Origin of the sequence: Proteus vulgaris (assembly GCF_033708015.1) — a bacterium.
Taxonomy (GTDB): Bacteria; Pseudomonadota; Gammaproteobacteria; order Enterobacterales; family Enterobacteriaceae; genus Proteus.
The window spans coordinates 1727002-1740805 of the sequence record NZ_CP137920.1 but is presented as its reverse complement, the minus strand read 5'-3'; the positions used below and the strand labels follow the sequence as shown (position 1 = coordinate 1740805).

The window sequence follows — 13804 nt, the reverse complement described above, 5'->3', positions numbered from 1 at the left end:
ATTACCTTGGGATGAACTTAATAACAACCATATTATTGCAAAACCAGCCAGTCAATATGATCAACATCATTGATGCACTTAATATTTGCATTAAATGTAGTAGATAATAAATTTTCGTCCAACAAAAGCACGGGAGCACAAGACTTGACCAAACATCCATTTTTTATGAGCCAAATTCTATCTGCTTTTTGATAAGAATGATTCAAATTATGTGTACTCATAATAACGGCACCACCTTGTTGGCAAAATTTCTCAATCCACTTGTCTAAAATTGCCAACTGTACGACATCTAAATTATTTGTTGGTTCATCAAGTAACATTAATTTTCCTTTTAAATCATAACTTGACCATAATTGAATAAATACACCAACAATTCTAACCCTCTGCCATTCACCTCCCGATAAATGATGAATATTTTTTGACAATAATTTATCAATTTTAAAATCATTTAACAGATTATTTAATTGCTGTGCATCCATTTTCGACAATTTATGATATAGCGAGAGATAATGAAAAACAGGCATAAATGGCAAAGCTTCCAATTGTTGTATAACAATGCTCTGTATTCTAGAAAGATCATTATATTTATAATGTTTTATTGAGGTTTCGTTTAGAATAATTTCACCACTAAATGGAAGCTCTCCAGCGATCGCCATTAAGAGTGTACTTTTTCCCGCACCATTAGCACCAATTAAGTGGACGCGCTCTCCATAATTAACTTGCTCTGTAAATGCGTTAATTCGTTTGTTAACACTTAAATTATCAAGTTTAAGTAACATCATATTACAAACGTCCCATCTCTTTTGTTGCCAATAACCAGATAAATATAGGCGCACCAAGCGTTGCGGTAATCACGCCAATCGGAACTTCTGCACCATTTAAAATCAAACGAGATAGCAGATCAGCAAGTAATAATAATCCACCACCAGCAAGCGCACACGCTGGTAGTAGCGTTTTATAATGAGTTAATCCACATAGCCTTAATAAATGCGGAACAACAAGTCCTACAAAGCTTATGGCGCCCGCCAAAGCAACGCTCAACCCTATCAATATCCCAACAGCTAAAATAAACCAATTTCGCCATTGATTGACAGATATACCTAATTGCTTTGCTCTGAATGAACCCAACGATAAATAATTAAGAACGTCTGCTTGTAGAATAAGAATTAAGATAATGGGTATAAGGACCCAAAATAAGATTTGATGGCGCCAATCAATGCCACTAAAACTCCCCATCAACCAATACATTAATTGTCTTAAATCTAAAGCCGAACTGAAGTAAACAAGCCAAGTCATTATTGCACTCGCCATAACGCCTAGTGCCACACCTATTAATAGTAATTGAGCATTAGATAGCTTTTTTATTCGAGTAAAGAACATTAATAAGAGAGTGATCCCTAATGCACCAAATATCGCTGCACTACTTATTAACCAAGGACTTAAACCAATTTGTAAAACAATAAGTAATACAACGCACACTCCCGCACCACTGCTTACCCCTAATAATCCCGGCTCTGCAAGTGGGTTTTGAAATAAAGCCTGCATAATAGCACCAGCAATTGCTAGACTAGCACCCACCGCCATAACTGCAAGTACTCTTGGTAAACGGAGTTGCCAAACAAATAAATGGGCTTCATCTGTTAACCATTGATCTGGAAATAACAAAATCTCACCAACAGAGAGAGAAAAAACAAACAAAAAACATAATACTAACGCCATTAAAAACAGTTTTTTTCTGTCATCAATGCGTTGTCTTTTAGTCAATTTTATCAGGGGATTAACTTCTTTATTCATTTCATTCCCTATTCATAAAACAATGGGCTTTACTGTTTTTATTTATAAAATAATTTTTAGCAACATAACACGTTCGCATTCAATGATGAAAACCTAAATTTAGAACATGTAAGCCTGTTTCTAGTAAAGAAGGAATATTAGAATTAATGATTATAATGTTGATAGAAACAAGGGTTAAAAAGAAAGAGTCAAAATAAGAATAAAAAGAAAGATAATGAAAAATAAAAATATTTCTATTTAGATGAAATAGCTATTCAGATTATATTGATAAATGTAAACATCCTAATACGTTTATCATCAAAATAAGATACAGATAATAACGATAAAAAAACGGCTTTCAAAGAAAGCCGTTTTGGATGTTTTTAAATATTATTCTTTTGGTGTTGCGCTTTCAACCCGGCTTTTTAACTTTTGTCCTGGGCGGAAAGTAACAACACGGCGAGCTGTAATAGGAATATCTTCCCCAGTTTTCGGATTACGACCTGGGCGCTGATTTTTATCACGCAGGTCAAAGTTGCCGAATCCAGATAGCTTCACCTGTTCTCCGTTTTCAAGAGAACGACGCACTTCCTCAAAAAAGGATTCTACAAGGTCTTTTGCATCGCGTTTGCTAACACCAAGTTTTTCAAACAGATTTTCTGCCATTTCAGCTTTTGTAAGCGCCATAGGTCTAGTCCCTCAAGGATGCTTGGAATCGCTGTTTCAATGCTGCTACACAATTACTCACTGTTGCAGCAATCTCATCTTCTTCCAGTGTATGCTCGATATCCTGCAAGATTATGCTAATAGCGAGGCTTTTATAACCCTCTGCTACTCCCTTACCACAATACACGTCAAATAAGTTTATGCCAACTATTTGATTTCCGCCAACTTTCTTACATTCGGCTAAAATATCCTCTGCAGCAACATCATTCGGAACAACTACAGCGATATCTCTACGATTCGAAGGATAACGAGAAATTGCTTTTGCTTGTGGCAAACTGCGATTTGCAATTGCATTCCAACGTATTTCGAATACTACCGTACGACCGTTTAAGTCAAGTTTACGTTCAAGCTCTGGATGAACAACGCCAATACAGCCAATATATTCATTTCTCAGATAAATCCCAGCACTTTGTCCCGGATGAAGTGCTGAATGATTAGCTGGTTTAAATGTAATTTCATCTAGCTGGCCTGTCAATTCCAGAATTGATTCAATATTACCTTTCAAATCAAAGAAATCAACAGTTTGCTTCTCTAAACTCCAATGTTCTTCATAACGGTTGCCCGCGATCACACCCGCTAGCATAAGTTCCTGACGTATTCCATATTCTGCTTGATTATCAGGAACAAAACGCAGACCTGCTTCAAATAACCTAACTCTAGATTGTTGACGGTTCTGATTATATACAGTCGTAGTCAATAATCCGGTTAATAGAGACAGTCGCATTGCTGACATATCCGCTGAAATCGGATTAGGCAAAATTAATGCTTCTTCATTTGGATGTAACAAAGATTGGATCTTAGGATCAACAAAGCTATAAGTAATGGCTTCTTGGAAACCGTTGTCTACTAGCATTGTTTTAACGCGTTTTAATGATAAGTTCGCTTCACGGTGATTAGTCATCACCAAATCAGCGCGTAATGGTACATCTGGAATATTGTTGTAACCGTAAATACGGGCAACTTCTTCAATCAGATCTTCTTCGATTTGAACATCAAAACGCCATGAAGGAACAGTTGCTACCCAGCCATCATTTTCAACAGAGACGTTGAAACCTAAGCGAGTTAACGAATCTAAAACTTGTTCATCATTAATCACATGACCTAATAAACGGTCTAATTTTTTACGTGTTAATTTGATTGGTGCGATATTTGGTAAATGTGCTTTATTGGTTACATCAATCACTTCGCCAACGTCACCACCACAAATTTCTAACAGTAACTTAGTTGCACGTTCAATCGCATTGTATTGCAGTTCCGAATCAACACCACGCTCAAAACGATGGGAAGCATCCGTATGTAAGCCATAACGACGTGCTCGGCCTGTGATAGCCAATGGAGAGAAAAATGCACACTCTAAGAAGACATTTTTCGTTTCTTCATTAACACCTGATGATTCGCCACCGAAAATACCTGCCATACCTAATGCTTGTTTTTCGTCAGCAATAACTAATACATCATCTTTTAATGTAATTTCATTGCCATCGAGTAAAGTCAGTTTCTCACCGTTTTTACCCATACGAACGACAACAGCACCTTCAACGCGATCAAGATCGAACGCGTGTAACGGTTGACCCATTTCAAGTAGAACCAAGTTGGTTATATCAACTATTGGATCAATAGAACGGATCCCACCACGACGTAATTTTTCTTGCATCCATAATGGTGTTTTTGCTTTCACATTCACATTAGTGAAAACTCGCCCTAAATAACGTGGGCACGCTTCTGGCGCTTCAACACGTACAGGGAATGTTGCTGAAGAAGTTGCCATAACTGGCGACATATCAGGTAATTGGCATTCCATTTTATTGATAACAGCAATATCACGAGCAACACCCAAAATACCTAAACAGTCAGCACGATTTGGGGTAATACTAATTTCAATCGCATTATCATTTAATTTTAAGTATTCACGGATATCCATGCCAATAGGTGCATCAGCAGGTAATTCAATAATTCCTTCATGATTTTCTGAAATTGCTAATTCAGAAAATGAGCACAACATACCTTCAGAGGGTTCACCACGGAGTTTTGCTGCTTTAATTTTGAAATCGCCGGGTAATACAGCCCCAATTGTTGCAACCGCAACTTTTAGCCCTTGGCGACAGTTAGGTGCGCCACAAACAATATCGAGTAATCTGTCACCGCCTACGTTAACTTTCGTTACACGTAATTTATCCGCATTAGGGTGTTGTCCACATTCAACAACTTCACCGACAAACACACCGTGAAAATCACCCGCAACAGCTTCCACGCCATCAACCTCAAGGCCAGCCATTGTTAGTTGTTCAGAAAGCGCTTCGCTACTAATCGCTGGGTTTACCCACTCACGTAACCAAAGTTCACTGAATTTCATGAGATAATCCCACCTTATTTAAACTGTTTGAGGAAACGAAGATCGTTTTCGAAGAATGAACGTAAATCGGTGACACCGTAACGTAACATAGTCAGACGTTCCATACCCATACCGAACGCAAAACCTGAATAAACCTCAGGATCGATACCGACATTACGTAATACATTTGGGTGAACCATACCGCAGCCCAACACTTCTAACCATTTACCATTCTTACCCATTACATCGACTTCTGCAGAAGGCTCTGTGAATGGAAAATAAGAAGGACGGAAACGAATTTCCATATCTTCTTCAAAAAAGTTTTTCAGGAAATCGTGTAATGTTCCTTTTAAATTGGTAAAGCTAATGTCTTTATCAACAATTAGACCTTCAACTTGATGGAACATCGGAGTATGAGTCTGATCGTAATCATTACGATATACGCGACCTGGTGCGATGATGCGAATAGGTGGCTGTTTATCTTGCATGGTACGAATTTGTACACCTGATGTTTGTGTACGCAGTAAACGTTTCGCATCAAACCAGAAAGTATCATGGTCGGCTCTTGCCGGGTGATGTGCAGGAATATTCAACGCATCAAAGTTATGATAATCATCTTCGATTTCAGGACCTGATTCTACTGAAAACCCTAATTCGCCAAAGAAAGTTTCAATACGTTCAATTGTACGAGTTACTGGGTGTAGACCACCGTTTTCAATACGGCGACCAGGCAAAGACACATCAATTTTCTCAGCTGATAAACGTTCGTTTAATAATGCTGATTCAAGATAGTCTTTACGAGTGTTCAGCCCTTGTTGAACCTCTTGTTTAGCCTGATTAATGACAGCCCCTGCAGCTGGACGGTCTTCCGCGGGTAAGTCGCGCAGCGTGGACATCTGAAGCGTTAAATGACCTTTTTTCCCCAAGTATTCAACACGAACCGAATCCAGCGCAGCAACATCCTGTGCCTCTTCGATAGCTGCTTTAGCTTGAGCAACGAGTTCAGCGAGATGTGGCATCGTTTCCTCTTCCTTTGACCTGATGAGGTCTATTAGTTGTTATCAATGATGACGAATAAAATTGCCCTTTTTGGTTTCTAACCCAGTATTGGGATCTGAAAACAAAAAAGCCTCCATATTGGAGGCTCAGGCGCTACTTTTCGTTTCTTTTCTTACGCGCAAAAGCCCCCTAGAATTAGGCGCTAAAGTAAAAAAAGAAACGGAAAAAAGCGATATTTAACATGGATAATGTCTCTTAAAATATTAACTTATTGAATTTATATCATTAAGCCACAAATTTAGACAAAATAAAAGAGGGAGAAAACTCCCTCTTCCATTGCTTAATAAATAATTAAGCCAGAGCACCTTTCGCTTTTTCAACTAAAGCAGCGAATGCTACTTTGTCGAATACAGCGATGTCAGCCAGAATCTTACGGTCGATTTCAATGGATGCTTTTTTCAGACCATTGATGAAACGGCTATAAGACATACCGTTCTGACGAGCTGCTGCGTTGATACGCGCAATCCACAGCTGACGGAACTGACGTTTTTTCTGACGACGGTCACGGTACGCATATTGACCAGCTTTGATTACAGCCTGGAAAGCTACACGATATACACGTGAACGTGCACCGTAATAACCTTTAGCTTGCTTTAAAATTTTCTTGTGACGAGCACGGGCGATAACACCACGTTTAGCACGAGCCATATTAAACTCCTAAATGTCTATATTCTGTTAAAAAAGTAATACTTATGCGTATGGTAAGCAAGCTACGACCAGGCCTAAATCTCCTTTAGAGACCATGCCTTTTGGACGTAAATGACGTTTACGCTTAGTTGATTTTTTAGTCAGAATGTGACGGAGGTTAGCATGCTTGCGTTTGAAGCCACCACCAGCAGTTTTTTTAAAGCGCTTAGCTGCGCCGCGTACTGTTTTAATCTTTGGCATTTCTATAATCCACTTCGCATTGTTAATAACATAAAATAATGAGGCGAATAGCAATCAGCCTTTAAAGGCTGACGCTATTACTTGAATTGCCCAACTATTTCTTCTTCGGCGCTAACACCATGATCATCTGACGCCCTTCAATCTTATTAGGGAAAGATTCAACAGCAGCCAGTTCATCCAAATCTTCACGGATGCGGTTAAGCATTTCCATACCGATTTGTTGGTGTGCCATTTCACGACCACGGAAACGCAGTGTAACTTTGGCTTTATCGCCATCTTCAAGAAAACGAATCAGGTTGCGTAGTTTGACCTGATAGTCGCCTTCATCTGTACCAGGACGGAATTTAACTTCCTTAACCTGAATAACTTTTTGTTTCTTTTTCTGTTCTTTGAGAGTCTTACTTTTCTCATAGAGGAATTTGCCGTAGTCCATAATACGACAAACCGGCGGCTCGGCATTAGGACTGATTTCAACTAAATCAGCACCTGCTTCCTCGGCTTTCTCAAGAGCCTCTTTCAGACTAACAACTCCAATCTGTTCGCCATCCAAACCTGTTAAACGAACTTCATGAGCGCGAATCTCACCATTGATGCGATTCTGACGCGTTGATTGAATTCTTTTTCCGCCTTTAATACCTTATTCCTCCAACTGATGAAGACTTCTGCTTCTAATTTCTTGCAGAAGCTTTTCTTTAAATTCGTTAACGTCAATACTGCCAAGGTCTTTTCCTCGACGAGTACGAACCGCTACTTTGCCTGATTCAACTTCTTTATCGCCACAGACAAGCATGTACGGAACACGACGTAAAGTATGTTCACGAATTTTAAAGCCAATCTTCTCATTTCTCAAGTCTGCTTTTGCACGAATTCCGGCATCTTGCAATTCTTTGACGAGTTTTTGTACATAATCAGCCTGTCCATCCGTGATATTCATCACGACAACCTGCTGTGGTGCTAACCAAGTAGGGAAAAATCCTGCATATTCTTCTGTCAGAATACCAATAAAACGTTCTAAGGATCCTAGCACTGCTCGGTGTAACATAACAGGTACTTTACGCTCGTTGTTTTCGGCAACATAAGATGCGCCTAAACGACCTGGTAGTGAGAAGTCTAATTGTACTGTACCACACTGCCATGCACGATCTAAACAATCGTAAAGTGTAAATTCAATTTTAGGGCCATAAAACGCCCCTTCGCCTGGCTGATATTCAAATTCAATATTGTTATCAGTTAAGGCTTTTGCTAAGTCAGCTTCAGCAACATCCCATAATGCATCTTCACCGATACGTTTTTCTGGGCGAGTAGATAACTTAACAACGATTTTTTCAAATCCGAAAGTAGAATATACATCATAAATCAATTTGATGCAGTCATTTACTTCACTTAAAATTTGTTCTTCAGTACAGAAGATATGCGCATCATCTTGTGTAAAGCCACGAACACGCATTAAACCATGTAATGCGCCTGATGGCTCATTACGATGGCAACTACCGAATTCAGCCATACGCAATGGTAAATCACGATAAGAACGTAAACCTTGTTTAAAGATTTGCACGTGACCTGGGCAGTTCATTGGTTTAATACAATATTCACGGTTCTCTGAAGACGTTGTGAACATATTTTCTTTGTAGTTTTCCCAGTGACCTGTCTTTTCCCAAAGAACACGATCCATCATAAATGGACCTTTTACTTCTTGGTAATCATATTCTTTTAATTTGCAACGTACAAATGTTTCTAACTCACGGAAAATCGTCCAACCATCATTATGCCAGAAAGCCATACCTGGCGCTTCTTCTTGCATATGATATAAATCAAGCTGTTTACCAATTTTACGGTGGTCACGTTTAGCGGCTTCTTCTAAGCGATCTAAGTAAGCTTTTAGCTGTTTCTTATCAGCCCAAGCTGTACCATAAATGCGTTGTAGCATTTTATTATCGCTGTTACCGCGCCAATATGCACCTGCGATTTTCTGCAATTTGAAATTATGGCAGAAACGCATGTTTGGAACGTGTGGTCCACGGCACATATCAACATATTCTTGGTGATGATAAAGACCAGGTTGAGAATCTTGGCTAATATTTTCGTCAAGAATAGCAACTTTATAATCTTCACCACGAGAAACGAATGTTTCACGAGCTTCAGCCCAGCTTACGCGTTTTTTAATCACGTCATAATCTGTTTTCGCCAACTCTAGCATGCGTTTTTCTAGAGTGTCTAAATCTTCCTGTGTTAGAGAATGGTCTAAATCCACATCGTAGTAGAATCCATTTTCAATAACAGGACCAATCGCCATTTTGGCCTGTGGCCATAATTGTTTAATTGCATGTCCCAATAAATGGGCACAAGAGTGACGAATAATTTCAAGTCCTTCATCATCTTTTGCGGTAATAATCGCCAGATTTGCATCATGTTCGATTAATTCACAAGCATCCACCAGCTCACCATTAACACGACCTGCAATACATGCTTTTGCAAGTCCAGGACCGATATCTGCAGCAACATCCATGACAGAAACTGCATTTTCAAATTGACGTTGGCTTCCGTCAGGAAGAGTAATAATTGGCATTTAAAATCCTTATTTACAGTGGTGACCCATACGCAAGATCACTTGTAAGCTTTTTATTTCATATATATTCAGTACGTTACGACAATTTCTCACTTTACCTCGCGAGGTTTGTACGCAGTTATGTACACATATTTATTTTATAAATACCCATAGCATCACTGAGCCTTATCGCAACTCAGGGGGGATATTATCACAGACTGTAAAGATTTATACATTTATCTGCCTATATATCCCCGAGAAAACACGAAATAGAAACGACAAAAAAATCTCACTTATTACATTTTAATTACAATGTAATAAGTGACTCGATATTTTTTTCTCTTAGACAAACTTTGCTTTTTTATAGGATTTCATTACCATTAGTACCAATCAAGCGGAAACCGTGGCTTTAAAAATAATATTCTCTGGGGCGGGCCAGAACCTTTATTGTTAACATAAAAGGTGTATAACGTGTTTTATCTAAAGCCCCGCGCTCGTAAATTAGTTTATGCTATTACTTTTGAAATGCTCGCAATTTTGTTAAGCACTGTTTTACTTGCAGTATTAAGCCAAAGCCAATCTCATGATTCACTGCCTGTTGCCATTGCTGTTTCTATTATTGCTCTGATCTGGAATTATATTTTTAATTCTTTTTTTGAATTAATTGAGTTAAAACTAAAAATAACAAAACGTACAGTCATTGTACGACTTACCCATGCAATAAGTTTTGAATTAGGTCTGTTCTTCTTTACCATTCCACTTTATATGTGGTGGTATCATGTAAGCTTTATCAAAGCAATAAGCATGGAAATCACTATATTAGTGTTCTTCTTTATTTATACCTATTTATTCACCTTCGCCTTCGATAAATTATGTCCCCGTATTTATTCGGTAAAAAATAAAGTGATGTAATGGCTCAATCTTGTCGATACTCAGTCGGACTTTTATTAAAGTATTGGCGAAACGCCTGACTAAATGCAGAGTGCGAGTCATACCCTACTGCTAGAGCAATATTTTCAATATTTACTGATGTGTATTTTAATAATTCAGCAGCTTTGCTAAGTCGTTGTTGAGTGACATATTGCATTACAGACACGCCTACCTCTGCTTTCATTTTTCGTTGTAACGTACTCGTTGATGTATTAAAAGCAAAAGCAATATCATGTGCTGTTAATGGTGTATGTAACTTATTCGCTAACCAAGCATCTAAACTATCACGCCAACCTTTTTGTATTTTCATTTGAGCGAGTAATAAGCGTGTGATCGTTGAATATTGATCTGGAGACTGAGGGTATTGATGTAACCACTCTAATAAACTAACGGCTGCTGGTGATAACGCAAATTGCCCACCTTTCTCACTTAATTGCCATTGTGAGGTTGCTGGAAGCTCTAAAATAAGATTTTTATTATCTATATTGCCTGAAAAGGCATGATGAATAGTTGGAGGAATAATCAAACAGTTTTGATTACATATCAGAAAGTCTTTTCGATTGAAATTAACTTCCATCGAACCCGAAAGCCCGAAAATAATCTGCCATAAATTATCATGCTGATGAGATACCGTCTCTTGTGTATAACATCGCAAATGCAATTGAGGTAATAACAAAAGACACTCCTTTATATCCATCCTGCTATTGAATAATGACTATATCAAAACTCAGCAAAACATCACTATTTAAGAGTGTCTATCAAGATACTTATTATGCTAACCGTGAACCATTTGGTAAAGGTAAGTTAAATTCCGCTAATACAATTGCGCCCGTTTCATCAGGCGCCCCTGTAATTAAAACTTCAGATTTTATACCCGCAATGCGTTTAACGGGGAAATTGCATACACACAAAATACGTCGTCCCACAAGCTCTTCAGGTGTGTAGTTTACCGTAATTTGAGCACTTGAACGCTTTATGCCCAACTCACCTAAATCGACGTCCATTACATAAGCAGGTTTATTCGCTTTCTTATTTATTTCTGCGCTAATAATCGTTCCTACTCTCATTTCTACACGTAGAAAATCGTCCCATTCAATGAAATCTGTCATCTTTTTACCAATCTATTATGTTTACGGTTATATCACTATTACTGAATTATAGATTAACACACATGGTGCTAGCCCACCTGTGGCAAGACAGTCATTCTCTGTTGAGAAAGAATCACTCACACTCTTTTTTCTCTATTTTCATCATTCTGAATTTTGTCTATTTTTTAATAACCGTTTAAATAACCATATCAATTTATAAATTTGTTATGTATAAAAACTATTCTTAAGAAACGCATTTTATTAATAACTCCAGAGAATATTTATTATGAAAAAGATAACAGAGTGGACAACACTGGAAGGAAAACTTGTGCGTTTAGTGCCCTTAAGTATGGAGCACTACTCAGAACTCCATGAACTAATTAGAAAAGATAGGCCTGATGAACTTTGGTATACCACCGTTCCTTCGCTAACAGAGCTAAAACACGATATTGAGCATAAACTTCAATTACAACAAAAAGGGTTAATGCTACCTTTTTCTATTATTTCTAAAGCGAATAACAGTGTAGTTGGCATAACAACCTTTATGAATATTGATAACCAAACACCAAGATTAGAAATTGGCTCCACGTGGTATGCTAAAGAAGTGCAAAGAACGGGAATAAATACAGAAGCTAAATATCTCTTACTTAAATATGCTTTAGAAGACTTGAAATGTATTGCTGTTGAATTTCGTACTCATATATTAAACCAGACTAGCCGTAGAGCAATTGAACGACTTGGTGCAAAATTAGATGGTATTTTACGTAATCATAGATTAACGACAGCGGGACAAAAAAGAGATACTTGCGTTTATAGCATTACTGATTATGACTGGGAAGCGGTAAAAGTACATTTAGAGTGGCTGATGAAAAAATACTAATACACATTAAGAATATTATGAGGAAAATAACTTTTATCTTGTTTAATTTGTTATCATAATTACTCCTTATTATCTGTTATTGGGAGCTTTTGGATTCCATGCATTCTGTTTACCAATTTTTTCAGGCTATTGGTCTTGGTCTTATTTTGCTTTTACCTTTAACTAATCCATTGACGACTGTTGCTCTTTGGCTTGGCCTTTCAGGCAATATGACAAAGGAGCAACGTAATCAACAGTCTTTAATGGCATGTGTGTATATCTTCATCATTATGACCATCGCGTTCTATGCAGGACGGATCATAATGACAACCTTTGGTATTTCAATTCCCGGTCTTCGTATAGCAGGCGGAATGATCGTTGCTTTTATTGGCTTTAGTATGTTGTTTCCAAATACGCCTAATGTCGATGATCCTATTTCAGACGATAACAATCCTCATCGAAATCCCAAAGAGCCGAATATTGCCTTTGTTCCTTTAGCAATGCCTAGTACAGCCGGCCCCGGAACAATCGCAATGATAATAAGTACAGCGGCTTCAATCCCCTCACGTACTGATATTGCGCAATGGGTATTGTATATCGCCCCTGTGACAAGCTTCTTTTTAATTAGCGTTATTGTTTGGGTATCACTCCGTGGTTCCACTCGCATTATGAAATATTTAGGCCATAGTGGTATTGACGCTATTTCTCGCGTAATGGGATTTTTATTAATCTGTATGGGTGTTCAGTTTATGATCAACGGCGTTCTTGAGATTGTTGCTGATTTACCCGCTTTATTAAAACAGGCTCAAGCAGCCGCTAATTTGCCAGATTAATTATCGCCTGCATGGTAAGCCGCCCTCACTTTTGCTAAATAACGCGGTGCTTGAGAAGCGGGATGATTTTTTTCAACATAACGATAAAAATCATCCGCACTCATTGAATTAATTTTAGCGATGGCATTATTTCTATCTTTATCAAATGTTCTTAATAAAGCACCAGCGCCATTCACATAAGCAAGGATAGTGGCGTAATAAAGCGTTTCAGGATCGATAATACCAACAAGGTGGCGCTCTCTTAATAATTGAATATACGCTGTACCCAAATCGATATTAATAGCGGGATCTTTCAGTTGAGCCGTTGTTGGTTGCCCTGCTTTACCCCTATTTTGATAAACATCTCTTCCCGCAGTTGATGCTTTAATTTGCATTAATCCTACTGCGTTTGATTTACTAATAACTTCAGGTCTAAAGTTTGATTCAACTTGGATAATCGCCTTAATTAATGTTTCATCAACATCGTAACGACTCGAGGCTTGTTGTATATGGTTATCAAAAGGTGTTGATTTCCATTGTGCCGTTGAGATTGAAGCATTATTAATACGATTTTCGACTGGTTTTTGGCTTAAGAATCGTGGTGTTTCTTTTTGAACAGGTTGACGTGCATGCTCAGCACAACCCGCAAGAAGCAAAATTGCCAAAGAAAAGATGATTTTTACCTTCACGTTTTATCCTTTTGCAGAAAGGGTTGTACAAAGACACGGTATATATCAACGGATTATAGAATATAACTCTATTTTCACGCAAAATGCACGCTAAAATATGGCA

General features: G+C 38.1%; 16 protein-coding genes and 1 other annotated feature. Of the genes, 3 read left to right on the top strand and 13 right to left on the bottom strand.

Annotated elements, in window-relative coordinates:
* Window positions 1-32: 32 nt before the first annotated feature.
* The 10 genes from SB028_RS08335 to thrS form a co-directional block, all read right to left on the bottom strand.
* Window positions 33-782 carry an ATP-binding cassette domain-containing protein gene (locus SB028_RS08335; RefSeq protein ID WP_069369344.1) on the bottom strand — a complete coding sequence of 250 codons (750 nt, stop codon included), beginning with the start codon at window positions 780-782 and terminating at the stop codon, window positions 33-35.
* 1 nt (window position 783) lies between these two features.
* Complete coding sequence (btuC, locus tag SB028_RS08330; RefSeq protein WP_069369345.1) at window positions 784-1794, bottom strand: vitamin B12 ABC transporter permease BtuC; 1011 nt, start codon at window positions 1792-1794, stop codon at window positions 784-786.
* Window positions 1795-2163: 369 nt separating this feature from the next.
* Window positions 2164-2460, bottom strand: a complete 297-nt coding sequence (gene ihfA / locus SB028_RS08325; RefSeq protein WP_023582381.1) for an integration host factor subunit alpha — start codon at window positions 2458-2460, stop codon at window positions 2164-2166.
* 4 nt (window positions 2461-2464) lie between these two features.
* Window positions 2465-4852 (bottom strand): phenylalanine--tRNA ligase subunit beta, encoded by a 2388-nt coding sequence (gene pheT, locus SB028_RS08320; protein ID WP_069369346.1) that lies wholly within the window; start codon window positions 4850-4852, stop codon window positions 2465-2467.
* Between the two features lie 14 nt (window positions 4853-4866).
* A complete protein-coding gene (gene pheS, locus SB028_RS08315; RefSeq protein ID WP_069369347.1) occupies window positions 4867-5850 on the bottom strand; it encodes a phenylalanine--tRNA ligase subunit alpha in 984 nt (327 codons plus the stop codon).
* Between the two features lie 100 nt (window positions 5851-5950).
* Window positions 5951-6074, bottom strand: a sequence feature (Phe leader region).
* Window positions 6026-6073, bottom strand: coding sequence for a pheST operon leader peptide PheM (gene pheM, locus SB028_RS20745; RefSeq protein WP_120655563.1), 48 nt, complete (start codon window positions 6071-6073; stop codon window positions 6026-6028). (Overlaps the previous feature by 48 nt.)
* 107 nt (window positions 6075-6181) lie before the next feature.
* Window positions 6182-6538 carry a 50S ribosomal protein L20 gene (gene rplT / locus SB028_RS08310; protein ID WP_006537111.1) on the bottom strand — a complete coding sequence of 119 codons (357 nt, stop codon included), beginning with the start codon at window positions 6536-6538 and terminating at the stop codon, window positions 6182-6184.
* Window positions 6539-6580: 42 nt separating this feature from the next.
* The gene (gene rpmI, locus SB028_RS08305) at window positions 6581-6778 is read right to left on the bottom strand and encodes a 50S ribosomal protein L35 (protein WP_004263702.1); all 198 of its coding nucleotides are present in this window, start codon (window positions 6776-6778) and stop codon (window positions 6581-6583) included.
* Window positions 6779-6872: 94 nt separating this feature from the next.
* Window positions 6873-7412, bottom strand: a complete 540-nt coding sequence (gene infC / locus SB028_RS08300; RefSeq protein WP_036937410.1) for a translation initiation factor IF-3 — start codon at window positions 7410-7412, stop codon at window positions 6873-6875.
* 3 nt (window positions 7413-7415) lie between these two features.
* Window positions 7416-9344: a threonine--tRNA ligase gene (thrS, locus tag SB028_RS08295; RefSeq protein WP_069369348.1), complete on the bottom strand. Its 1929-nt coding sequence runs from the start codon at window positions 9342-9344 to the stop codon at window positions 7416-7418.
* Between the two features lie 450 nt (window positions 9345-9794).
* Here thrS and SB028_RS08290 point away from each other — a divergent pair, with 450 nt between their 5' ends.
* Entirely contained in the window at window positions 9795-10235 is a 441-nt protein-coding gene (locus tag SB028_RS08290; RefSeq protein WP_074454102.1) for a PACE efflux transporter, read from the top strand.
* 4 nt (window positions 10236-10239) lie between these two features.
* Here the strand turns inward: SB028_RS08290 and SB028_RS08285 are convergent, their stop codons facing one another.
* Window positions 10240-10929 (bottom strand): AraC family transcriptional regulator, encoded by a 690-nt coding sequence (locus SB028_RS08285; RefSeq protein WP_069369349.1) that lies wholly within the window; start codon window positions 10927-10929, stop codon window positions 10240-10242.
* A gap of 94 nt (window positions 10930-11023) precedes the next feature.
* Complete coding sequence (locus SB028_RS08280) at window positions 11024-11362, bottom strand: tRNA-binding protein (protein ID WP_069369350.1); 339 nt, start codon at window positions 11360-11362, stop codon at window positions 11024-11026.
* 265 nt (window positions 11363-11627) lie between these two features.
* Between SB028_RS08280 and SB028_RS08275 the strand changes: the two genes are divergently transcribed.
* Together SB028_RS08275 and SB028_RS08270 are read left to right on the top strand one after the other, a co-directional pair.
* The gene (locus SB028_RS08275) at window positions 11628-12221 is read left to right on the top strand and encodes a GNAT family N-acetyltransferase (protein WP_069369351.1); all 594 of its coding nucleotides are present in this window, start codon (window positions 11628-11630) and stop codon (window positions 12219-12221) included.
* A gap of 98 nt (window positions 12222-12319) precedes the next feature.
* Entirely contained in the window at window positions 12320-13033 is a 714-nt protein-coding gene (locus tag SB028_RS08270) for a MarC family NAAT transporter (RefSeq protein WP_069369352.1), read from the top strand.
* Here SB028_RS08270 and SB028_RS08265 read toward each other — a convergent pair.
* Window positions 13030-13701, bottom strand: a complete 672-nt coding sequence (locus SB028_RS08265) for a transglycosylase SLT domain-containing protein (RefSeq protein WP_069369353.1) — start codon at window positions 13699-13701, stop codon at window positions 13030-13032. The genes SB028_RS08270 and SB028_RS08265 overlap by 4 nt on opposite strands.
* Between the last annotated feature and the right edge of the window lie 103 nt (window positions 13702-13804).